The 23,072-nt window shown below is 57.2% G+C and carries 15 protein-coding genes and 2 pseudogenes; 6 read left to right on the forward strand and 11 right to left on the reverse strand.

Going from position 1 to position 23,072, the window contains the following annotated elements; translation table 11 throughout:
• Positions 1 to 1,008 precede the first annotated feature (1,008 nt).
• From AB4Y36_RS35615 to AB4Y36_RS35635, 5 genes and pseudogenes are all read right to left on the reverse strand, one after another.
• A pseudogene (locus AB4Y36_RS35615) lies at positions 1,009 to 1,259 on the reverse strand (SDR family NAD(P)-dependent oxidoreductase); the annotation flags it as partial.
• Between the two features lie 377 nt (positions 1,260 to 1,636).
• The gene (locus tag AB4Y36_RS35620; protein WP_368685454.1) at positions 1,637 to 1,927 is read right to left on the reverse strand and encodes a hypothetical protein; all 291 of its coding nucleotides are present in this window, start codon (positions 1,925 to 1,927) and stop codon (positions 1,637 to 1,639) included.
• Positions 1,928 to 2,280: 353 nt separating this feature from the next.
• Complete coding sequence (locus AB4Y36_RS35625) at positions 2,281 to 3,078, reverse strand: helix-turn-helix transcriptional regulator (RefSeq protein WP_368685455.1); 798 nt, start codon at positions 3,076 to 3,078, stop codon at positions 2,281 to 2,283.
• Positions 3,079 to 3,496: 418 nt separating this feature from the next.
• On the reverse strand, positions 3,497 to 4,732 hold the full coding sequence (locus tag AB4Y36_RS35630; RefSeq protein WP_368685456.1) for a diguanylate cyclase: 1,236 nt from the start codon (positions 4,730 to 4,732) through the stop codon (positions 3,497 to 3,499).
• Positions 4,733 to 5,518: 786 nt separating this feature from the next.
• On the reverse strand, positions 5,519 to 5,674 hold the full coding sequence (locus tag AB4Y36_RS35635) for a hypothetical protein (protein WP_368685457.1): 156 nt from the start codon (positions 5,672 to 5,674) through the stop codon (positions 5,519 to 5,521).
• A gap of 160 nt (positions 5,675 to 5,834) precedes the next feature.
• Between AB4Y36_RS35635 and AB4Y36_RS35640 the strand changes: the two genes are divergently transcribed.
• Positions 5,835 to 7,055, forward strand: coding sequence for an ISL3 family transposase (locus tag AB4Y36_RS35640; protein ID WP_368685458.1), 1,221 nt, complete (start codon positions 5,835 to 5,837; stop codon positions 7,053 to 7,055).
• A gap of 125 nt (positions 7,056 to 7,180) precedes the next feature.
• Here the strand turns inward: AB4Y36_RS35640 and AB4Y36_RS35645 are convergent, their stop codons facing one another.
• Entirely contained in the window at positions 7,181 to 7,840 is a 660-nt protein-coding gene (locus tag AB4Y36_RS35645; RefSeq protein WP_368685459.1) for a sensor histidine kinase, read from the reverse strand.
• A gap of 108 nt (positions 7,841 to 7,948) precedes the next feature.
• On the opposite strand from AB4Y36_RS35645, the pseudogene AB4Y36_RS35650 reads away from it, so the two are divergent.
• Positions 7,949 to 8,097: pseudogene (locus tag AB4Y36_RS35650) on the forward strand (DUF6429 family protein); the annotation flags it as partial.
• Positions 8,098 to 8,159: 62 nt separating this feature from the next.
• Here AB4Y36_RS35650 and AB4Y36_RS35655 read toward each other — a convergent pair.
• A complete protein-coding gene (locus tag AB4Y36_RS35655; RefSeq protein ID WP_368685460.1) occupies positions 8,160 to 8,615 on the reverse strand; it encodes a phosphate-starvation-inducible protein PsiE in 456 nt (151 codons plus the stop codon).
• Positions 8,616 to 9,076: 461 nt separating this feature from the next.
• Positions 9,077 to 10,267 carry a D-alanyl-D-alanine carboxypeptidase family protein gene (locus AB4Y36_RS35660; protein WP_368685461.1) on the reverse strand — a complete coding sequence of 397 codons (1,191 nt, stop codon included), beginning with the start codon at positions 10,265 to 10,267 and terminating at the stop codon, positions 9,077 to 9,079.
• 458 nt (positions 10,268 to 10,725) lie between these two features.
• Between AB4Y36_RS35660 and AB4Y36_RS35665 the strand changes: the two genes are divergently transcribed.
• Positions 10,726 to 11,940 (forward strand): class I SAM-dependent methyltransferase, encoded by a 1,215-nt coding sequence (locus AB4Y36_RS35665; protein ID WP_368685462.1) that lies wholly within the window; start codon positions 10,726 to 10,728, stop codon positions 11,938 to 11,940.
• 1,342 nt (positions 11,941 to 13,282) lie between these two features.
• Here the strand turns inward: AB4Y36_RS35665 and cfa are convergent.
• Positions 13,283 to 14,497, reverse strand: a complete 1,215-nt coding sequence (gene cfa / locus AB4Y36_RS35670; RefSeq protein ID WP_368685507.1) for a cyclopropane fatty acyl phospholipid synthase — start codon at positions 14,495 to 14,497, stop codon at positions 13,283 to 13,285.
• Positions 14,498 to 15,625: 1,128 nt separating this feature from the next.
• Between cfa and AB4Y36_RS35675 the strand changes: the two genes are divergently transcribed.
• On the forward strand, positions 15,626 to 16,555 hold the full coding sequence (locus AB4Y36_RS35675) for a LysR family transcriptional regulator (protein WP_368685463.1): 930 nt from the start codon (positions 15,626 to 15,628) through the stop codon (positions 16,553 to 16,555).
• Between the two features lie 667 nt (positions 16,556 to 17,222).
• Here AB4Y36_RS35675 and AB4Y36_RS35680 read toward each other — a convergent pair.
• A complete protein-coding gene (locus AB4Y36_RS35680) occupies positions 17,223 to 17,570 on the reverse strand; it encodes a transcriptional regulator (RefSeq protein ID WP_368685464.1) in 348 nt (115 codons plus the stop codon).
• A 74-nt stretch (positions 17,571 to 17,644) separates the two neighbouring features.
• Entirely contained in the window at positions 17,645 to 19,069 is a 1,425-nt protein-coding gene (locus tag AB4Y36_RS35685; RefSeq protein ID WP_368685465.1) for a PLP-dependent aminotransferase family protein, read from the reverse strand.
• A gap of 197 nt (positions 19,070 to 19,266) precedes the next feature.
• Between AB4Y36_RS35685 and AB4Y36_RS35690 the strand changes: the two genes are divergently transcribed.
• Positions 19,267 to 21,594 (forward strand): FdhF/YdeP family oxidoreductase, encoded by a 2,328-nt coding sequence (locus AB4Y36_RS35690; RefSeq protein ID WP_368685466.1) that lies wholly within the window; start codon positions 19,267 to 19,269, stop codon positions 21,592 to 21,594.
• A gap of 71 nt (positions 21,595 to 21,665) precedes the next feature.
• On the forward strand, positions 21,666 to 23,060 hold the full coding sequence (locus AB4Y36_RS35695; protein WP_368685467.1) for a cytochrome ubiquinol oxidase subunit I: 1,395 nt from the start codon (positions 21,666 to 21,668) through the stop codon (positions 23,058 to 23,060).
• Positions 23,061 to 23,072 lie beyond the last annotated feature (12 nt).

The raw sequence follows: 23,072 nt of genomic DNA on the forward strand, positions 1-23,072 counted from the left end.
TCGCGCATGCTCAAACTCACCAGCGTCGTGTCCGGCTTCATGGCAGGCCCCGCAGCGGTTGCAGCAGTCTGCCAGCTTGCCAGCGCTCAAAAACACGACATCTGTAAATAGCCAGAACACGACATTAGGACGTAGCCCCCACAAACCAAAAAGTGATCATTTCTTTTATGTAAAATTTCTGGGAATATGGACAAACATCTCGTTGACCGCTGCGGCCGCCAGGATCGCAGCGCTGAATCCTGCGCCGCGCTCGCGTCCGTACGGCTCTTGATTGCCGCGCGCCGCCGGGAGGCCCGCGTGTAAATGGTCCATCCCTCCCATAAGGCTGCCTCGCTTAGGTCGAAGCTCCGTGCCGGACATGCGCTAGGCGCAGTCTCGCCAGACGGCGCAGCAGAAAGCGTGCCGCACCACCGGACCGCGGAGTGCGCGCAGGCCGTCAGGACATAAGAAACAGGCATTGACCGATAACGGCCGACGCCAAACTTCCTTCTATGTGCCGGGGCGCGCCGGAACCGAACCGAGGACGGCCTATCGGCCTCAAAATAGCAGGTTGAAGCGCATGTGAAACCATGTTTCCTGAAATGCCTAACGTCGCGTCTGGCACCGTTGCCACCAGTCGTCGTGACCAAGGTTGCGCAGGAGATCGGCTCGGCGCCGTTCACGACGGTAGTGCGCCATGACCGCAAACGCTGCGACAACAAGTACGCTCGTGCCAACAGCCATTCCCAGCCAAGATTGATCCACGTCAGCCTCCGTAGGTATGTCCGACTGCCTCCTGCTACGGGTGTTACGCACTACGCAAAGCCTTGCCATAGGCGGGTGGAAGCTCAACCACCAACTTCCGCGCCAGGAGGACGAAGTTCGCACGATGGCCCTGACGCCATTTGCGAGTGCAAGGACCAATTGCTCATCGGACATTGATATAGATGTGAAGGCCGCCGTTCAGCGAGACGTCTGCTCCAGTTGCACACGCCTATTCGTCACTCGCTAGCCACGAGACAATCGTCGAACCAGCACATCGATTTCACCAAGCTCCCTCTTTACCTTTGCGAAGGCGACCTCGGCCCAGTCCGCGACGTTCCCCTCCGACGCAGTGAAGTCAAAACCGAGCGGGGCCTGCTCCCCAGCCACCGCTCGCGCCGCGGCGAGTTTGGCCCACAGCCGGCAACAGCGGTAAGCCCGTCGCTATGGAGCCGCTAGCATATTGCGGTTCCAATACCACCCATTCCCCCGGTTACATACGTAATTCGTTTTGCCATATTGACGCACCCACAGTGCGCAAAGTTGATTAACTGAAAATGCGTTCGGGAGTGGTGACGACGAGTAGTACGTTGCTCGTCGTCGTGAATCTCAGTTAGAGCTGTCCAACAATTCGCGAATTCCATTGCCTTCCATGCAGACGATGGCGCGGCGTACAAAATCGCATGCATGACACCATCAACCACGTTGGGTGAATGAGAATCCTAAACGTATCACGCGTCCTTAATCAGTACGTCTGAAGGACGTTAGTGGGTATACCACCCCGATCGGACTCTTCGTCTAGCAATGGAATCACATTGTCCTCGTTATTCTGCCAGTTACCCTTCGGCAAGTGCACACCTATCCGATTTTTCCAGACTGGACAAGGAGCGATGGTTTACCGAGTTGTACCGGGCGATTGACCGCGCTTTACAAATGCCCTAAGCATTTCAACTGCTCTGAGATTTCCCCGTTCCTCCAGCTTCCTGACGAGTGCATGCATGAATATTTTAGATTCTGCGCTTCCGTACGCGGATTCAAACTGGAGAAGGGTTTCTTTCACGGCCGCTTGAATGCTTTCTTCATGTTGCATGCTCGCAATGTGAGAAGCGCTTCGCGCCAAGTCCATTTCATGATCGGCCAGCCACTGCGCATCACCTGCCATCCGGTTGCGGCGACCTGTTGTCATATCGATACCTCTCATATCATACGAATTGACCGGCGGTTCTTCCGCAACACCCGAAAAGGCGCGTCCGTGTACCCGTGCCAAGTAGTACAGAGCTAATTTGATACGTAAAAGCTAATCTCAAAGCTCATGCGTAGGCTTCGCCGTCATGGTGCGTAGGCAATCGCGTTTTCGGTTAATTTAGATTGTGCCGCAAGCCGCACGCAGCGCCTTGAATGAAACTGCTGTTTCCCATTTTGCCCCGTCCGGGGAATAGGAAGAGGGAGCCACCGAAGCCCTGAAATGTGCGATGCGCCGAGGGCCAAGTTACGCTGTCCTGTTCACATACGGGTCTCGCGCGCCATCTTCATGCCAGTTTAATCCCGGTTGTTGAAAGGTTCCTTGCTTATTTGCAGGCGTACGGATTCGGGATTTGAGAGAAACGAGGGACTGAGATCGAAGTACCGCCTGAAGGTCCTGCTCAAATGCGCCAGATCGGAGAATCCCGACGAATGTGCGATTTCGGTGAGCGTCACATTTGCGACAAACATTTCTGCGGCTTTGCACATCTTGAGCCAAAGCAGATATTCGCGAATCGCAACACCCGTCTCTTGTAAAAAAAGATGTGCGAGGCGGCTCTCCGAAAGGCCGCAGATACCGGCCAATCGACGCGGATCCGTGCGTACCGGCACGTGAGTGCGAAGCCAGGAGGCAACCGCGTCAACGCGGGCATCGGCCGATTGGGATCTTGCTGCCTCCGGAAACAGCGCCTTGAGCAGTCGCTGCGAGCCGATACGCACCACTTCGCAGTCTTGTCGTTCATTCAGAGCCGCTGCAGCGGTTCGCATCATAAAATCATCCATTCTGTTCGATAGATCGACAACCCGCTTGTCTTTTAGTACTTGTTTGAGCAGGCACTGGCAAAGCTCGCTCGCCGAGTCCAATTGGACGCTATATAGCCCGGAATCACGCGCCGCGATTGAGCGCCTGACATTGGGGGCAACCAGCAAGACGCGCCCAGTGTGACTCTCATCCATCGTATCGAGCCGCAGCGTGTTCCAGGTACCAATGACCACCACCATCGCGGGGCGGGACGTCGCCTTCGCCGTGATACCTGGCGCCGTGTAAATGATCCGATCCGAGAAGATCGAAAGGGAAGCCATTGGATCAACCATAAACTGAATTACCTTTCGAAAGGATCAACGTCGCACCGGCACTGCGCGGCGAGCGACCGTGATGGCCGCCACCAAAAGACCTATGTCATTCTCCCGCGATGCGGTAGGTCGATTCGACCGCAGTACCGCAATCGTACCCTGAGTCAGTTATCGTCAAGCGAAAGCTTCAACTACATAACCGAGTGTGCAAATGTAATTTTCCCAAAGCGGCTTGCCAAAGCGTCGATTTGAATGATATGAACATTTCAAAAAAAACGCGGCCCGAAAGCCGCATAAAAATGGATGAAAAGAGACCGCTCACTTGGTCAAAGGGGCCGAGGCAAATTTTATCGCTGCGCCGAGCGGAATCTCAGATCACAATCTGGAAACCCATACCGCTTTGTGCCCACTTGCATAAGCCGCCGCTCTTATCAACGTTTCATTCGTTCAGTTCGGCCCCATCGCTTGAGGGGCACAAAATTTCCGCACATCGCGGTTCCGGGGACGAACCGAAGAAATAGGTTGAGCGGCCAATACGCTTTGCTATATACATCGCCGCATCAGCGACATCGAGCAGTTCCTCGACACTCTGCACGCGATCGGGGAATGTCGCTATTCCAACACTCACGCCCACAGGAAAACGGCCGCTGTAGTTGCGCTCTCCTGCGGAACGTACGCAGCCGATCAGACGCCCCGCCAGATCGCGAAGCTGGCTGTCATCGCCGCAATCCTTAACAAGCAATACAAATTCGTCTCCGCCGACCCTTGCAAGTACATCGGCCTCTCGCGTCGCACCGCGGAGCGCCTCAGCGAGCCGGCACAGCAATGCGTCGCCAGCACTGTGCCCCAATGCATCATTGACGCGCTTGAATCCATCGATGTCCATGTACAGCAAGGCAACCCGCGCCGGACCTGCGTGCTCCGTCAAGGCCGCGATGGCCGCGAGCAGCCTGCGACGGTTGGGAAGGCCTGTCAGGGGATCCTGCGCCGCCTGTCTGTCAAGTACATCTGACCACGCGCGCATCCTGGCGAAGGCGCGACGTTGCACGAACAGCGCGTACAGCATTAGTGCGCAGACGAGCACAGCCGTAACGGCTAGCGCAGCCGTTTCCAGCTGGATTCTCTCCTGTGCGTCGCGCGTGGCCGAACGCCGCCTCTGGCGCCACACGTCGAGTAGCTGACCGAGATCCAGACGAAGCGTGTCCATGTAACGCCGGCCTTCGTCTGTCTGCACGAGCGCAATGGCGGCACGGCGTTGCCCCGCGCGCGCGAGTTCTACGGTTCGGGTGAGTTCCGCGACCTTTTCCGTCTTCACCTGCTCGATACGCCGAACGACCTCTAGCGAGTCCGGATCAACACCGACGATCTGCTTAAGCCGCAGCAGCGCGCCATCGAGGTCGTTCATGCCTTGACGGTACGGATTCAGATAGCTTTCATTTCCTGTAAGCAGAAAGCCGCGTTGTCCAGTTTCAGCGCTCTCCAGGTCGTGGAGGACCCAGGTCGCGGCTCCGAGAACCGCGAACGCTTCCTCGTCACGGAGATTGTCCTGAACAATGACGCGTGCTTGATACAAAAACATTGCGGCGGCCAGCAGGAGACTGAAGACGATCCCGTAATAAAGCGTCACGAAACGGTTGCGGTCGCCATTCGCCGAGCGGAACAGACGCGCAGGCACAGAGGGATCCCGGTACGCAGGAGTGAACAATTGCGGAATGTTACATCAAGTCAGTGCTCGCTAAATTGTTCATATGCTGGACCGCGAACGTCGAATGTTCCCGTTACATTTGCGATCGATCGAGACGGTCATCGAAGGGGTGCCAAAAATCCTCAGTCCGGCATTCGACACCACGACTTCCTTTAAACCGCGGCACGGACACGTCGCCACGCCTCTGGAGATTGGCCGCTTTCAGGGCCGGGGCGAGCGAATTTCTGAGTCGTACGCCCTCGTCTATTCGCGGCGTAGCCCCGACTCGACAGGTATTTCAGGGCCGCTCCCGCAATATGCTGGGACGCCACCCCTGATCCGGACAATCTCCAAGTTTTTCCCTCGGAATTTGATAGAGCCTCAACGACAGCCAGATCCCTTGTAGATACGCCTCATAGAATTGTGTGTACTCGCCCTCATCGGAGATGCCAGCGGCGATCCGGAAGACACCGTTGTCCACCACTACGACATATGCCTGATCCGTAAGCGGCGCTCTGAAAGCGGAACATTGCGAAAAAAGCTTCCTTTCGGAACCCATTTTCTCAATGGCATAAACATCGTAGTAAGCACCCACAGCATCCCTCAACTCATCGAACTTCGGGATTCAACTGATCGAACAAAGTGACAAAGCATGATCAGCCGCCTCGCCTGATTCTGCATGGTTTGGCACGCACATCTGTGTGGGTATTATGTGCCTACGTGACGCTTGTTCAGAGTGCACAAAATCGAGGTGTGCGCGCCGCCGGATGAAAGGACTCAGGCGCTGTCAAGCAGACAGAGCACCGCCGTGCCCGAGTCGGTCAGCGAAAAGCGCGCATTCACGACATCTACCAGCCCGGCACTCTGCAGCGCCAGGTAGTCTGGCGTGGCCGCCGTCGTTTCTACAGGCGCGGAGGCGAGCAGCAGCAGCACGGCGATTTCATGCAGACTTAATGCGCGCCACAAGCGCGAACGGGCTCAAGCGCGACGCGAGGAAAGGAGGCAAAAAAAGGTTCTTCGTAGGAAACCGTGGAACTTCTGAGGATGATTGCGTAACCTGAGTCCTGACTTTTATGGAATTCAGGAGGCGGAGTTGCTCGATCGCAAGGCACTTCAGGCGCTGGGCTGCTGGACAGGATATCGGCTGGAACGGGTTGAATGGCCACAAGGTGAAGGCCATACGCTCTCGCTGTATCTGAAGCCGGTGAGCAAGGTCATGTATTGCGAGCAATGTGGAGCGCGCTGTTCGCAGATTCATGAGACGAGCGTGCGACGCGTGCGTGATCTGCCGCTGTTCGAGTACCGGGTGGTGCTGCATGTGCCACGCCGACGCGTGTGGTGCGAACACTGTGGTGGTCCGAGGCTGGAGAAACTGGACTGGCTGGGCCGCTACCAGCGGGTGACCGAGCGGTTTGCCAAGGCCTGCGAGAAGCTGTTGCAGGCGGCCAGCGTGCAGGCGGTGGCCGCCTTTTACGATCTGGGCTGGCATACGGTCAAGTCGATCGACAAGATGCGCCTGCAGGCCCGTGTGGCCGAACCGGACTGGTCGGGCATCCGCTATCTGGCGATGGATGAGTTTGCGCTCCACAAAGGCCATCGCTATGCCACGGTCGTGGTCGATCCAGTCGGGCGCCAGGTGCTCTGGGTTGGGCAGGGACACTCGCGCGAGACCGCCCGCGCCTTCTTTGAGCAGCTTCCTGAGGGTGTCGCCGAGCGTATCGAAGCGGTGGCAATCGACATGACGACGGCCTACGAGCTGGAGATCAACGAGCATTGCCCGCAGGCCGAAATCGTCTACGACCTGTTCCATGTCGTAGCCAAATACGGGCGCGAGGTGATCGATCGGGTGCGCGTCGATCAGGCCAACCAGCTACGCCACGACCGGCCGGCGCGCAAGGTGCTCAAGTCCAGTCGCTGGCTTCTGCTGCGCAACCGTCGCAACCTCAAACCTGAGCAGTCAGTGCAACTGAAGGAACTGCTGCCTGCCAACCAGTCATTGCTATGCGTCTACGTGCTGCGCGACGAACTGAAACGGCTGTGGTTTTACCAGAAACCCGCGTGGGCGCAAAAGGCGTGGGAGCAGTGGTTCGAACAGGCGCAGCAAAGCGGGATCGCTGCCCTGCAGCTATTTGCCCAGCGCCTGCAAGGCTACTGGCATGGAATCCTGGCGCGCTGTCGCCATCCACTCAATACCAGCGTCGTCGAAGGGATCAACGACACCATCAAGGTCATCAAGCGTAGAGCCTACGGGTACCGCGACGAGGAGTACTTCTTCCTCAAGATCCGCGCCGCGTTCCCCGGTAATCCTCGATGAACCCAAAAAAAGCCGTGCCATCGTTATCCGAAATCACCTGAAGTCTACGCCGTGGGCCGTCGCAATCGGACTCGCAATGAACAGGCCCGAGCCCGAGTCCTGCCCCAGCCCGACGGGATGAATCGTCAGACGAAGTGCGCGTCAACGGATCGAAGATTGCCTGCAATGCAGAGGCCGGGATGGGCTCCCCCTTCATTGAACACCGATAAGTTGACCACGCCATTGGAACCGTGGATCGTGAGGATAACCGGGGTCTCGGGCCGGCCGTGATCAAGCGCGTTCTGCAGGAGGTTCGTGACCATCCGTGCGAGCCGCCCGCGGTCCCAACTACCTGACAGGTCACCGTCCACGAGCCACCACGCCGCGCTGTCCGGGTGCATCGTATTGATGTCCGCGATCGCCTGCTGGCAGAAGTTGCCCACGTTACAGGACGCCAGGGTAACCGGAAGCAGGTCACCCAGACGCGTGCGGGTAAAGTCCAGCACATCCGCGATCATGCGTTGCATTCGGGTGCCGCACGCGCCGACACGCAACACCTGTGCGGGAAGCTCGTCTGCCTGCAGCAGATATTGTACGGACATGGCAATGGCACCGAGCGGCGCGCGCAGGTCGTGCGCCAGAATCCCGACGAAGACGTCCCCGGCACGCGCCAGCAGGAACGAATAGCGCGACAGCGATTCCGAGAGTGCCTGGTCCACGGCGATGCACACACCGAGACTGCTGCGGTCTTCCAGCGCGTAACTTTCGGGCCGTCTAGGAACCACGAGATGGACTTTAACTGGCATGACTAAGTGCAGCCCACAGACAGATCCCCGAACCGATATCGATCGCAGCCTGAACACTCGACTTGCCTTCGGCCGCATGTGCACAACCGCGCCTGACATGGCCTCTATTGGGGTTCACTCAATCGTCTTTATGAGCGCGGCCTCATCGGCGATCCCGTCAACAAAGCAAATCTGCGATACTTACTCACGACGGTTCGCGCGAATCCGAACGACTCTTCAAGCCGCTCATCGGCAACGCTGGCAACAAAATCGACTAATGAAACGAATTTTTAACTCGCGATACTGTTTTGTGTGGTCGTCGTGTCGATCGGCTACAACGCTAATCCTGTTTTTCGCCTTCGAATTCGTCCCTCACGCCCACGCTCGTAACGCGCTTCTGCTCAATGTGGAGAATGAGTGTGCTCGCCGCGACGAGTGCTATCCCTATGGTTGTCGTTAGCAACTGTAGCCAGCCGTCAGCCATCCCGCGAAGTATCAGATCGCGCGCAAGCGATGCCATGGCGATGTAGAGTGGAAATCGAACCGGCAATTGCCCCAAGCGAAGATAACGCAGGTCCATTGCCAGCACCTCTAGATAGAGGAACATCAACAAAAGATCGGTAAGCGAAACATCGCGATCCTGAACGATCTTCCAGGCTTCTTTCCCAATTGCATACGCCGTCGCCAGACCAATAACGACTAGGCCGACAAGCTCAATTACGCCAAGGAACCGACCGAAGTGCTGGCGCACATATTCCGTCGCTGACTCGATTATATGATCGGGCTTCTTCGTCACAGGTCCATACCACGCATCGTGAACGCAACAGCGAATACCGCTGCACATCTGGAAAATTCTTCGATAGCCTGAGCAGACTTCAGCCGATCGAGGCAAGCCATCGCGTGCCATGCACCCGAACGTACCTTGTGTGGGCTCACATGATCAAGACGAAGAACACTGGATCTACGAAAAAAATCCCCAGCCGACAACGACCGGGGACGAATGCGCCAGTGTGTCACCGGCAGTCGCTGATCGCGTCTGCGAGTATAGTCTTCGACTTACCGCGGGAAAGCCCCTCCCTGCAAAACACTTTTGATTGCACACCTTGTGCGAAATGGGCAACTTGCCGACGTGGACTAGATATGACGCAAAAGCACAGATGAACTGAAAGGGCCGACAGACGGACCTCGCGTCGCGCAAACCGGCCGAATACTGTCGCGATAGTTGAGTGGGTCGCGACCGGAACAGCGTTCATCTCGTCAACCGACACTATCGAATTTCAGCAGCATGAAGTCCCACGCACGCGCCAGGACGCTTGCCTGTGGAACTGCCTCTAGCGCCACGAGTGGCGCATTCGCCAAGACCCGTCCGTTACGCGAAATGAGTTCGACATTTCCTACTTTCTGCCCCGCCGCTAGCGGTGCTATCAGCGGCGACATCATCGTTACTTTCGGCTCAACTCCCCGTTCATCACCGGCAGGCGCTGTCAACATTAGTGCATCCCGAACGCCAACCCTGACGCTGAGTTCTCTCCCCTCGTAAAGTCGTGAACTCTCAACTACTTGACCTGCCTTATAGAACGGGACTTCCACAAATTCGTTGAAGGCGAAGTCGAGCAGTTTCAGGCTGTCCCGTACGCGATCCGTTCCACTAGGATCCCCCATCACAACGCTTATAACCCGCCGAGTCAGCCCATCGCTGCCGGGCACCGGTCGTATGGCGCTCGCGATAAGGCAGTAGCCCGCAGTTGCGGTATGGCCGGTCTTCAGGCCGTCAACAGTCCGGTCGATCCAAAGTAGTCGATTTCGGTTTGGCTGGCGAATATTGTCGTACGAAAATGTCTTTGTGGAGAAAATAGGGTAATACTGAGGAAAATCATGAACGACCCTGCTCGCCAAGATGGCAAGATCACCAGCCGACGAGTAGTGATTGGAGTCGGGCATACCGTTCACGTTCGCGAAATGCGTATGACTCATTCCTATTGCCTGAGCTTGCGCGTTCATCATGGCGACGAACTGTGATTGCGTGCCGCCCACGACTTCGGCTAAGGCAATGGCTGCATCGTTACCGGAATCTACAAGCAAGCCGTACAGCAGGTCGTGTATAGACACGAGCTTGTTTGCCTCGAGGAACATTCTCGACTCGTCCTTCGCGACGGAATGGACAGCATCGTCAGGAAGCACCGTTTCGTCCATGCGAATTCTTTTATCCTGCAGCGCCTTAAAGACCAGATATGCGGTCATGAGTTTCGTCAGGGATGCCGGCTCCACTCGCGCGTCAGCATTCTCGGAAGCGAGCACCTGATTGCTGGTGGCATCCATCAGGACCCACGCACGCGCATTAACGGGGGGACCCGCAGACTGTGCCTGCGCGCTATTCACGGCAAACAGCATCGTGCTGATTGAAACGAGGAGGACATACCCGCTCTTGACGGATTTCCACAGATTCATACGAGAATTTTGGCATTCAAGGTTGATAAGTCGCGCCTAGGTTGACTGAACCGTCTGCACGAAACCGCGCAATGCAAGGTCATCAACGCCCGGACGATTGCGATCCACTACAGTAAGGGGCAGCCATTGCTACGCGCAAGCACCCATTCGTGAAGATTGATTTGCAATTTAAGGACCAGTGTGCATCACCTTATGACATGCCGCGCGCCATCACAGCTCACCTGGATCAGTTAGTTCGAGAGCGATCAACCGGCTTATTTTTGGTTCATCGAACGCCATAGATCCTGCTGCATTTAAACACACAAAAATTGCAAATCTAATTTGCATACTGGGTCTATTGGCCGGCCAATCTTTCCCATAAACTCGTCCCGAGAGCGACGTCACGCCTGACTTTCCGCACAAAAGTACGCGATTTAAGAGCTGACTCAACTCGCTTCAACAAAGAATGGAGAATTCAGATGCTCTGGGAAAAGAAACTGGCCCAGTGGGTGAACGAAGTACGGTCAAAGACCGAGCTCCCCGCGCGGCTCGCGCTGTGGAACGGCGAGCACTTCGACCTTGGGACGTTTCACCAGCCGCTCGTGACGCTAAGGATCAGGGACCTCTCTGCGCTGCCGTTCCTCCTGCACCCCAGTCTCGACAGGCTTGGAGAGGCCTACGTGAAAGGTAGGATAGATCTCGAGGGAGCGCTTAAGGACATTATCGACGTTGGATACTCCCTTGCACTTACCTGCGTCAGCGGCACGAGAAACGTCGCGCGTGCGAGTCCTTTCATGGCTCATTCGAAAAGGTCAGACAGGCAAGCGATCCGCTACCACTATGACGTATCCAATGCCTTCTACAGGCTTTGGCTTGATGAGAACATGGTCTACTCATGCGGCTACTTCGAGAACGGTGACGAAGACCTCGCGATTGCGCAGCTAAAAAAAATCGATCACGTGCTTACGAAGATCCAGTTGAAGGAAGGCCAGACGCTACTCGATATTGGTTGTGGATGGGGGGCGCTCGTTCTTCGCGCGGCCCAAAAGTTCGGTGCGCGCTGTGTAGGAGTGACGATTTCGCAGAACCAGTTTGATCTCGCCACCGAGCGCGTAAGGGCCGCCGGACTCGAAGACCGCATTGAGATCCGGTTGCAGGACTATCGCGACATAGAAGGACAGTTCGACCGCATCACAAGCGTAGGCATGTTTGAGCACGTCGGACGCAGAAAGCTGCCTTACTATTTCTCACGGATCCGGTCATTGCTCGCCCACGACGGAATCGCAATGAATCACGGAATCACATCGACGGATTCGAACGGCGATGAGAACGGCCTCGGCGGCGGCGAGTTCATGGACCGCTTCGTATTCCCTGACGGAGAACTGTCGCATATCAGCCTTGCTCTCGAGACAATGCAACGCGGCGGCTTGGAGCCGATCGACGTTGAGAATCTGCGGCGGCACTACGCGCGCACTCTCGGCATCTGGAGCGAAAACTTCGAGGCTCAAGCCAAGAAGGCGCGCACGCTCGTGGACGACGAGATATTCCGGATCTGGCGCGTCTATCTCGGGGGGTGCGCGTACGCATTTGAGCGCGACGATTTGTCGGTCTTTCAAATCGTATGCCGGAAGGCCGGCCGAAGCGCCAATACGCTCCCGTGGTCGCGCCGATATATGTACGACAATGCCGTTTAGTTGGAAGGTGCACAAACCTGCTCACGCAGTTCCTCTTCGCAGGACAAACGGTCGCCCTGCTGAGGAGCGCGGCGCTCGCGCCGCTACCACGGTTACCTTTCACAGCCGGCGCAGCGAACTGCCCCAGGTGGGAAGCCAATGCTCGCGCACCACTCCTCTGTACACGGCATGAACGCCTCGCCAGGCGGTCTCACGCGAATCCCTACTTTTCCTCGGAGGTAGCTCGAGGGCGTGGTGACCACACCGCACCGGAACACGGACTGCCGTGCGCGCGCGTAGGTAGCGTTCAGTCTACTTCTGTCCGCGACGGCCAATAACCCGCGGCGGCAGCATACACACTCCAGCCCCGTCGTGATGCTTACTTCACTGCACCGATGCTCGACGTCCAGGCTGCATTAATCCTGATGAGTTCGACACCCGCACGGAAGCATTTCGCCTCGAGTAGCTGCCGGTATTTCGAATAGAGCAGCCCCGAGAGCATGCGGGCTAGCTTCGGGCTGAACTGCGCCATCGCCTTCTACTTGGCCGTAAAGTCTAGTCTCCCGCAACAACCGGCTTGCGGACCTCCGTTGCCCAGTCGACGGTGAACGCCTTGCAGCCTGCGGCCTGAACTGTGCAACCTGATCATGAGATGAAACAGGGGTTGTAGCAGACGGTCTTGCCGATAGGCCCCCGTCCACCGCAAGCCTGGACAGGTGAACCCCCGCTCGGAGCGTCGATGCCCGCCAACCGCACGACCGGCCGGCGCCAGTCGAGCTTGCCGGTGCCAGCGTCGCGGTGTCCCTACTGCCACGCCCAGCTGTGCTGCTACCTTGCGGATTCGTAAGAGTTGCATCCGATATCTCCATTAAGATATCCGGTGTAGTACCTATTTTTTAAAACGCGATGAGCAGGCTTGTGCCGCTTCAATATGTACTCCTAAAACCCACACTGATGAGTCCACAGACCAAAAGGATCTCCGAAGAGATCCCTGGGAGGGTGCACGGGTAGGTGCGGAAAGGCTAAAAAAAACCCAGCCACGAAAGACCGTGGCTGGGGAAAATACCGCCGGTGAAGAACCGGCGGCCGGATGTGAGAGAAACTCAGCATATGTGCCAATCTGCGCGGCGGGCGCTCCCTGTTCCGCAAATCTCTTTTCCACGCGCCGCCTTGCATGCTCGCGAATGCCGATACCTCAGGCGCAGCGACGAGAAATGGAAATTGGGCTCCGGACCGTTTCGTAAAAAAGACTTTTTGGCCTCCGTGTCCGCATATAGCGCAGTCCCTCACAAAACAATCATGTCGTCGAGCCTCGATCCTCGATCCCCATCTGACGAAGCTCAGGCCCCGTAGCCTCCTTCGGCTACTCCCCGGAATGCACGATGCGCAGTCGGCCCCCTTCCTCCATAAAGCGCCGGCCAGTGCGTGCGCCTACCTCCAAGCGCGCATCTAAATTCGGCCTTACGGAACGATAGGCGCCTGAGCGCTGTGGGTGCGTGAGCACTACCTGCCACAGTTGGCCTTGGCGAGATCTAAAGAATCCAGCGCAACAATGCAAATAGTATTTCCACATGCGATAAAACCGTTCATCGTAGCGCGATTTAAGCTCCGGCCACGCGAGGGCAAAATTCTCCCACCAAGACATCAACGTCCGGTCGTAGTCTGCCCCGAAGTTGTGCAAGTCTTCGACGACGAAGTGTCCTTCGACGGCATCAGCAATCTGCCGTACCGACGGCAGCCTTCCGTTCGGAAAGATGTAGTGGTCGAGCCACGGGTCGGTTCCCGCAGATGTTTGTGCGATTCCGATCGTGTGCAAAAGAAATTGCCCACCCGGCTCGAGGAGTTCCTTAACCGTACGGAAGTACGTGTCGTAGTTCTTTTTCCCAACATGCTCGAACATTCCAACAGACGCAATCTTGTCGAAGCGACCGCCTAGTTCCCGGTAGTCCTGAAGAAGAAGGGTTACTGGAAGTCCACGGCACCGCTCGCGAGCGAGAACCAGTTGCTCCTTCGAAACAGTCACCCCGGTGACTCGTGCTCCATAATGTTCCGCAGCGAACCTTGCAAGTCCCCCCCATCCGCAGCCGATATCGAGAAGCGTCTCACCATACTTCAGATCCAGCTTGCGGCAGATCATGTCCAACTTGTCGAACTGTGCGGTTGTGAGATCTTGCGCGCTCTCCCAGTAGCCACACGAATAGATCATCCGATGATCGAGCATGGCCTCAAAGACGTCATTACCGACATCATAGTGGCGCTCCCCAACCTGAAATGCTCGCCGTACGGACTGGAGATTGAAAAGCCTGTGTCGAAGGTGCTCCCCGATAAGTCTAAATCTTGCGAGTCCCGAGGCCGCCGAATCGAGGTCAGCACACAAGATGCGCGTGAAGAACTCATCTAGTCTTTCACATTCCCATTGCCCGTCCATGTAGGCCTCCCCGAGTCCAAGAGACCAACTCGACAGGACCCGGCGATATACCTTCTCGTCAAAGACGCGTATATCCCATGGACGATCACCATTGATCGCAATATCGGCGTCCTCGAGCAACTTTGCGAGTCCTTTCGGTGGCGTTGCCATTGCCGCTTCACAGCCTCGTGAAGAGCCTTGCATATTTTGTCCAAGCTGCATTCCGACTCCGGATATGATATTTCCATCTAACAGTAATAATCCGCCACGAGAGTAACTAAACGCTCTCGACAAGTTCAATTCATTCGAATACCACGAATGCAAAGGATCCAATCCGTCGAAATTCATGTACCATCGTTGTCGTCGGCATGGATCGCACCGGGCCCGCATGCCACACAACTCACAACTGATTTGCCGATTGGATCTGAAATTTCGGGATGAAACGCAGCGGAAAAGTCACCACGATTGCGATGCGTCCGGGATGATTTCGAGCCGCATTTGGCAATCTTCATAGTATTTTGGATCGATTCGCTCAATATGTTCTCAACTCCGATCAACGCTGGCAAATCCATTTGCGCAATTCAGATTTCTCATGCGCGGCGAGGTGCAGTTAGCCGGATTCATGGCAACATGGCGACTAAGATTTCACATTCATCTCGCGCACACTCCAGCGGTGCTCAACCGGATCTCTGAATCATCAATTAGAAGGTGCGTGAATGGGAAAGATACGCAGAGGCCGGATTGTCGTATTTTTAAAACGTAAGTGGGGCGCGCCAATGCGGACAAGCAACCAAAGTGGCACTTGACGTCCCCTGCGCTCCCAGCCTCTGGCGGCCGCGCTGAAGGCGCGGTAAGAAGGGGGATGCCTACTGCTAGACGGCGACGTCTCGCCGCGAAAATGTTGTTCTCCACCGCATTGATGTCGCGATGGTAGTACGCAAACTCAAGGCAGGCATTCCCTTATTCCACGACCTTCCGGGCCCGTCGGGCTCTTGCGCTATTTCAGCAGCTAGAGGTCGGGGTTGACTACGCTTCATCCACTTCGTCGAACCCTACGCCGTCGTCATCCCGTTGTACTGCAGCATGGTCCGGAACAGGACCCCTCGCGCGGCAGCCACAGGCTGATGGCGGGGACGCGCGCGGGGGCACCACTCCGTGTTTTCGATAGGTCGCCAATAGATTCGCCTGTCGGCAGATTCAAATGGATAAAATAGGTAGCTTGCGTTATCCAGAACCATTCCCTCCCCAAGCGATCCTTCCCTCGATACGACGCGAGAACAGTCAATAAGGACCCCGCCAATGGACTATTTTGCTGCCGTGCGTGCATTCCTGCTCGCTGCTGATCTTCGTAGTTTCAATAAGGCTGCTGACCAACTCAAGGTCAAGACCTCGACAGTATCTCGTTACATCGCCGAACTGGAACGCGATCTTGGCATCGCGCTTTTCAACCGCTCAACTCGCGGCCTCACATTGACTGAGGGTGGGCGGGTATTCCGAGAACACAGCACGACCGCCATGCGTCTACTCGGTGAAGCGAGGGAGATGACTTCGTCGTTAAATGCTTCGCCGAAGGGACTTCTTCGCGTAACAATGCCGACATCGTTTGGCCGTCGCCACATTATCCCGCACCTACCCGAGTTCATCGAAAAATACCCAGATATCAGTATTGATGCCGTGTTCAACGACGAGGTACTCAATCTAGTCGATACGAGTATTGACCTCGCCATCCGAATCGGTGTCCTACCCGACTCTCAGTTGATGGCTCTGCGACTCGCAGATCACAAGCGCGTGGTATGCGCTAGCCCGACCCACATCAAACTCTATGGTGTACCTGCTTCGCCTGACCAACTTCAGTCACATCCGGCTATCCGTTTCACTTTGGCTGGTGATGATTCCTGGCTGCTCGTGCGGCGGGCAAGGGGTGGCAAACGCGAAAGGGAAATCGAAATCAAACTCCAAGGACGTCTACGTGCCGACGACACGGAGGCGATACTAGACCTGGCCGCTGCGGGATGCGGTATTGCATTGCTGCCCATTTGGTCTATTGGCCCAGCATTGCGCGCCGGGTCGCTCGCGCGCCTCCTCCCGGAATGGGAGGCACAGGCTACGCACGCAGAACCCGCTATCTGGGCAGTGTATCCACGCAAAAAAACCGTGTCGTCGAAAGTCCGTGCATTTCTTGACTTCTACTCCACGATCTTCGGCGAGCAATCCTATTGGCGGGTGTGACACCGACACTTGCACGCGAACGACAGGCCGGTGAGCGCCAATCTTGGCGAGCTCCCGGGCTCAATTCAGCCGAATCTGTTGACGTCCTGGCTTGCGAACTCGGTGGCATTGCGACTAGGCGTTCGCCCGATTAGCTTTCGTCGCTGCTCGAACACGTCACTCCGGATTTGACTTTGCCCGAATCGTGATCGCGGGCTTGGCCCGTTTTTGCAAAGCTAGGCCCTTCGCAACTGTACTTCGGATTTAACGCACGAACTGTGCATGTGAAGCGCACTAGTGACGAAATATCCTGCGACACGCGCCTGGCGGCCTGTATGCCGATCCGCCCCACACTTACTTACCCGCATGTCACCGGAGGTCACGCCAAGTGCGACCAGATGGAACGCCTGATCCGTCGCCCGTCCGCGACGCTACGCTGGACTTGATCCTCACTGCTATCGCCAAGGGGCAGACGCGTCCGCTGAAGCCTAGGACAAAAGTCACCACGGACTGGCTAGTCGAGCAGACGCAATTGCCGCCCGCTACCGTGCTACGCTATTTGCGTGCACTGGCTGACTCTGGGGCAATCGAGACGTTCCGGTTAGCCTCTCGAGTCGTCGTGATCAACCTGAACGCACAGGGCTTGGAGTTATTGGGCCACACAACTGATAACGCAAACAGGTAAGCCCTACGAGTCTGCATCGGCGGATATCTGGGCGATCTCCAAGCACAGGTCGACGCCCTGCGCACTGAGCGTAGCAAACCCTCTACCCTTCTCGTCGATTGAGAAGTCGGCAAGCCCAGCTGACTTAAGGCGAGTCAACGTCCGTCGAAGCGTACGCATCGGCAAATGCGCCTGCTTGGCGAGCCGTGCAATCGACGAATGCCGGCCATGACGATCGGTAAAATCCATCCAGAGCTGCTCAAGCACAACGGCAATTGAAGGCTCACAGGCGTCGTCTTGAGGTGGTTGAGTCAGACTCATAATCGCCATATCGCGTTTCAGCAATGCCGATTCTAGTACTGTAGCTGTCACGTGAGTGCCTTTCCGGCGGTGTGCAGCACTGTGCTTTCTTCCGCACAGGCGAGCTGTACCTGATCGTACCGAGGTCAGCGTGCGCAAGCCGCTGCAAGCTTACCGACTGTAATCACGGCCTGCTCGATTTCTGCGGACCATCGACTACTGTAGTTGAGTCGAATGAAGTTTCGATAGGTATCCGTGATCGAGAACATGTAACCAGGCCCGATGGTGATGCCCCTCTCCAAAGCAAGCTGATACAGCTTCATCGAGTCCACTTTCGCCGGCAATTCGACCCACAATACGTACCCACCGGCCGGACTGGACATACGTGTGCCCGCTGGAAAGAAACGCGTCACCATCGCGCGCATCAGATTCGCCTGCTGCGCGAAGTTTTTGCGGATGCGCCTGAGGTGATGCTCGTAGCCATCGCGTTCGAGGTATTCGGCAATCGCCAGTTGGGGAATCACTGACGTCGTCAGCGTATTCAGAAACTTCAGCTTTTCGACCTCATCGCGATAGCGCCCCGGCAATGCCCAGCCGATGCGATACGCGGCAGTCAGGCTCTTCGAAAATGAGCCGCAGTGCAACACGATACCTTTTTTGTCGTATGTTTTCAGAGTAGTGGGGTGCGAGTCGCCAAAATACAGTTCGTTGTAGACGCCGTTTTCGATGATTGGAATGTCGGCGTCAGTAGCCAGTTCTACAAGTGCACGCTTACGCTCGTCAGGCATCTGAAAGCCGAGCGGGTTTTGGAAATTCGGCATCACCATGCAAGCCGCAATCGGTTGGGATTTGATGATGTCCATCAACTCTTCAATCTCGATGCCGTACTCGGGGTGCGTCGCTACCTCAATCGCCTTCATTCCGGAGCGTTCGATAGCGTGCAGCATCGCGTAGAACGTTGGCGATTCGACGGCAATAACATCCCCGGGTCTTGCGACAGCCTGCAGGCAAAGATTAATCGCTTCGGTGGCTCCCACCGTCACGATGATCTCGTTAGGGTCCACGACCATGCCGTTTTCGAGGTAGCGCCGTGCGATTTGTCTCAAAAGTGCCGGAGAGCCCGGCGGCAAGGCGTACGCTACCCCCCACAACTCCTTGTTGCGCCCCGCCGCTGACGCGTAACGATTGAGCTTGTCGAATGGAAAGAGACTAGCTTCGGGATATGGCGAACCGAGTGGGATGGCATCGTCGGTGCTGATTGAGCGCAGCGTAGAGAGCACAAGGCGACTCATGTCGACAGAAGCCGATACGGCAATCGGGCGCGTCGGGCGTAGTTCGTCTGTCCGGTGACCACCCTGACCCATACGCAAACTCACAAAGTAGCCGGATTGCGGCCGGCTTTCGAGCACGCCTCGGCTCTCGAGGAGCACATACGCACGAATCACCGTGGTGATGCTGATGCGGTGCTGTTGACTCGCCTGCCTGACCGACGGCACCCGGTCACCCGGGCGATACACGCCCTTGCGGATCATGACTTCGAGGTCGTCCGCGAGCTTTTCATACAGATTCATTTTCGTGATTCCTGGAACCGCAGACAGCACAGATGTTTTACTGTCCTGCCGCTTTTACAACTGTACTCTAGCAAGTCGGAGGATTCTGTGTGCCTCTGAACCCGACCTTTACTTTTACTCTTTCGATAACGACACGCAGTGCGCGGCCGGCTCCAGATAACGGCAGTTTGCGGCGCGAAGTAAACAGAGGCAGGGTCATGAGCAAGGCAAAGTCAAAGGGAAAAATCGAGGCGTATCATCACCCCGCCGCAGGCTGGGGCGCACTGAAGTACGTCGCAATCAATCTGATTAAAGAGCGTGTTTCTGGTGGCAACTATCGCACGTTGTTCAAACAGAACCAGCCGGACGGTTTCGACTGCCCCGGCTGCGCCTGGCCCGATCGCGAGCACGCGTCGACGTTCGAGTTCTGCGAGAACGGCGTGAAGGCCGTGGCCGCCGAAGCGACGACCAAGCGCGTTACGCCGGCGTTCTTCGAAGCGCATACCGTCGAGTCGCTGATGAAACAGACCGACTACGAGCTCGAGCAGCACGGTCGCCTGACCGACCCGATGGTCTACGATGCGCTTACCGACCGCTACAAGCCCATCGCGTGGCGCGACGCATTCACCCTGATCGCGAAGCAACTGAACGAACTCGATTCACCCGACGAGGCCGCGTTTTACACATCGGGCCGCGCAAGCAACGAAGCTGCGTTCCTATATCAGTTGTTCGTACGCATGTACGGCACCAACAATTTCCCCGACTGCTCGAACATGTGCCATGAGGCCACGAGCCGCGGCCTGCCGACAACAGTCGGCATCGGCAAGGGCACAGTCACGCTCGATGACTTCGAAATCTCCGACACCATCATCATCTTCGGCCAGAATCCGGCGACCAACCATCCGCGCATGCTCGGCGAGTTGCGCGAGGCGTCGCGACGCGGCGCTGTCATCGTTTCGGTCAATCCGCTGCGCGAGCGCGGCCTCGAACGATTCACGAGCCCGCAGCATCCCGTCGAAATGATCACGTTCGGCAGCACCAAAATCGCGTCGATGTTCATTCAGCCAAAACTCGGCGGCGACTTCGCGCTCATCAAGGGGGTTGCCAAGCGCCTGATTGAACTCGACGACGAAGCGCTCGCGAACGGCACCGAACGCGTGATCGATATCGACTTCATCAGGCAGCACACGCTCGGCTTCAGCGACTTCGCGGAGGACCTCCGCAAGGAAAGCTGGCCGCTTCTCGAAGCGGAATCCGGCGTGGCGCGCGAGGATATCGAGGGCCTTGCGCGCATCTACGCGAACGGCAAACGCGTCATTGCCACGTGGGGCATGGGCATCACGCAGCACAAGCATTCGGTGCAGACCGTGCACATGCTCTCCAACCTGCTGATGATGCGCGGCAACATCGGTCGGGAAGGCGCGGGCCTGTGTCCCGTGCGTGGCCATTCAAATGTGCAGGGCAACCGCACCGTGGGTATCGAAGAAAAGCCTGCACAGGCGTTCCTCGACCGGCTCGGACAACTCTTCGACTTCGAGCCGCCGCGTGAACACGGCCTCGACGTCGTCGAAACAGTCGAGCACATGATTGAAGGGCACGTCAAAGTGTTCATGGGTCTTGGCGGCAACTTCTCCATGGCAACGCCTGACACGCTGCGCACCTTCGACGGCCTGCGCTCGTGCAAGCTCACTGTGCACATCACCACCAAACTCAACCGCAGCCACCTCGTCCATGGCGAGAATGCATTGATCCTCCCGACGCTCGGCCGCACCGAAATCGACGTGCAAAATGGTGTAGCGCAAGGTGTGACAGTCGAAGACTCGATGAGCATGGTCCACATCTCGTACGGCATGAACCGTCCAGCCTCGCCGAACCTGATGTCCGAGACGGCCATCGTCGCGAATATCGCTCACGCCACGCTCGGCGACGAGAAGGTCGACTGGCTCAGCTACGCGGCCGATTACGCGAAGGTACGCGACGCTATCGAGCAGACGATCGAAGGCTTCGACCAGTACAACGAGCGCATCAAGCATCCGGGTGGCTTCCATCTGCGCGTGGCCTCGCGAGAGCGCGACTGGAAAACCGAAACCGGCAAGGCGAACTTCATCGTGCACGCGGTGCAACAGGACACGCCGATCGCGCGCGCCAAGGCGCAGCACGGCGAACGTCTGATGACACTCATGACGACGCGCTCGCATGACCAGTACAACACCACCGTCTACGCTCTGGACGACCGCTATCGCGGCGTGTTCGGCCAGCGACGCGTGGTCTTCATCAATCGCGCCGACATTGAAATGCTGGGCTTCAAAAACGGTGACTGGGTGAATTTGACCACCGTCTGGGACGACAACCTTGAGCGCCGTGCAGACCATTTTCGCCTGGTTGAATACGACATTCCACGAGGCTGCATCGGCGCGTACTACCCAGAGACCAACCCGCTCGTACCCCTGTCGAGCGTTGGCGACGTCTGTAACACGCCGACGTCCAAGTCGATTCCCGTGCTACTGCACCGCTCGTCCGAGCCGTCGGTCCTACCCGCATTCTGATTCTTAACTAACTAGTCGAGTTGCGCCTTATGCGAGGCGCTTCCTCGTTCTCAATCTGCCTGGTGATCATCATGTCTGTCGAAGCCTTGAATCTGGCGCGGGGCCAGTTCGCAATGACCGCGATATTCCACATACTCTGGCCAATTCTTACCATCAGCCTTTCCGCGTTCCTGCTCGTTGTCGAAGTCCTCTGGGTCAAAACGAGCAATGTGGTCTGGTATCGCCACGCGCGATTCTGGAGCAAGCTGCTGCTCCTGAATTTTGCGGTCGGCGTTGTGAGCGGCATCCCGATGGAGTTCCAGTTCGGGACGAACTGGGGCCCGTTCTCCGAATACACCGGCCAGTTCTTTGGCAATATCCTGGGCTTTGAAGGTGCCATGGCCTTCATGCTGGAGGCCGGTTTCGTCGGCATCATGATGCTCGGCTGGAATCGCGTGCCGAAGGGCGTGCACCTCTTCGCAACGGCAATGGTCGCGCTCGGCTCCACGCTCTCCGCGTTCTGGATCATGGTGGCGAACTCGTGGCTGCAAACCCCGAGGGGCGTGGCCGTTGTGGACGGCAAGCTCGTGGTCACCAACTACGTGAAGGCGATCTTCAACCCCGATATGGCATGGGGCGTGTCGCATATGTGGTTCGCCGCGCTCGAAACGGGGCTCGTGGTGGTCGCCGGAATTTCGGCTTACTGCCTGCTCAAGCGTCGCAATCCAGAGTTCTTCGTGCGCTCTTTCAAGCTTGCGCTGGCTCTGCTCGTCTTCGTCGCGCCCGTGCAGATCTGGCTCGGCGATTCAAGCGGCGTTGACGTGTTCGCGACCCAACCGGCCAAGGGCGCCGCAATCGAAGGCCACTGGCAAACGAACGCACCGGGCACCGGCGCAAGCTGGTCGCTCGTGGCGTGGCCCGATGCCGCGAAGCAACGCAATGATTGGTCGCTCGAAGTGCCTGGCGCGCTCAGCATTCTCGGCACGCACAGCCTTCACGGCAAGGTGACGGGCCTGAAAGACATTCCCGTCGAGAACCAGCCGCCGATGATTCCGCTGCTCTACTACGCGTTCCGCGCCATGGCCGGAATCGGCTTCCTGTTCATGGTGCTCGCCTTCTGGACCGTCTATGCGCTGCGCAAGTCGCGGGGCCGCCTCGATGCGCTCCTCGCGCAACGCAAGCTGCTTCTCGCGTGGGTACTCGCGATTCCACTGCCATACATTGCAGTCGAATGCGGCTGGATCGTGCGTGAAGTGGGACGTCAGCCGTGGGTCGTGTATGGCCTGCTGCGCACCGACCAGGCTGCCTCCGCAATTCCTGCTGGTGCGATCACGGGCAGCATGGTCATGTTCGCGGTCTTCTACGTAGTGCTCATTAGCTCGTTTTTCGTCTTTGCGCGTCGCTGGCTGCGTCGAGGGCCGGACCTCACGCTGATGCCGGCCCCCGAGTCAGCGCGCAATGCAGTTACGCACGCGGTCGAATATTGATCGACGACCTAT

Source organism: Paraburkholderia sp. BR10936 (genome assembly GCF_040965735.1).
Taxonomy (GTDB): Bacteria; Pseudomonadota; Gammaproteobacteria; order Burkholderiales; family Burkholderiaceae; genus Paraburkholderia; species Paraburkholderia nodosa_A.

Coding starts and splice junctions, on each gene's coding strand:
- AB4Y36_RS35625 (WP_368685455.1), bottom strand. CDS start 3,078: ATGGTTGATCCAATGGCTTCCCTTTCGATCTTCTCGGATCGGATCATT.
- AB4Y36_RS35685 (WP_368685465.1), bottom strand. CDS start 19,069: ATGAATCTGTATGAAAAGCTCGCGGACGACCTCGAAGTCATGATCCGC.
- cfa (WP_368685507.1), bottom strand. CDS start 14,497: ATGGCAACGCCACCGAAAGGACTCGCAAAGTTGCTCGAGGACGCCGAT.
- AB4Y36_RS35695 (WP_368685467.1), top strand. CDS start 21,666: ATGTCTGTCGAAGCCTTGAATCTGGCGCGGGGCCAGTTCGCAATGACC.
- AB4Y36_RS35675 (WP_368685463.1), top strand. CDS start 15,626: ATGGACTATTTTGCTGCCGTGCGTGCATTCCTGCTCGCTGCTGATCTT.
- AB4Y36_RS35620 (WP_368685454.1), bottom strand. CDS start 1,927: ATGACAACAGGTCGCCGCAACCGGATGGCAGGTGATGCGCAGTGGCTG.
- AB4Y36_RS35645 (WP_368685459.1), bottom strand. CDS start 7,840: ATGCCAGTTAAAGTCCATCTCGTGGTTCCTAGACGGCCCGAAAGTTAC.
- AB4Y36_RS35690 (WP_368685466.1), top strand. CDS start 19,267: ATGAGCAAGGCAAAGTCAAAGGGAAAAATCGAGGCGTATCATCACCCC.
- AB4Y36_RS35665 (WP_368685462.1), top strand. CDS start 10,726: ATGCTCTGGGAAAAGAAACTGGCCCAGTGGGTGAACGAAGTACGGTCA.
- AB4Y36_RS35660 (WP_368685461.1), bottom strand. CDS start 10,267: ATGAATCTGTGGAAATCCGTCAAGAGCGGGTATGTCCTCCTCGTTTCA.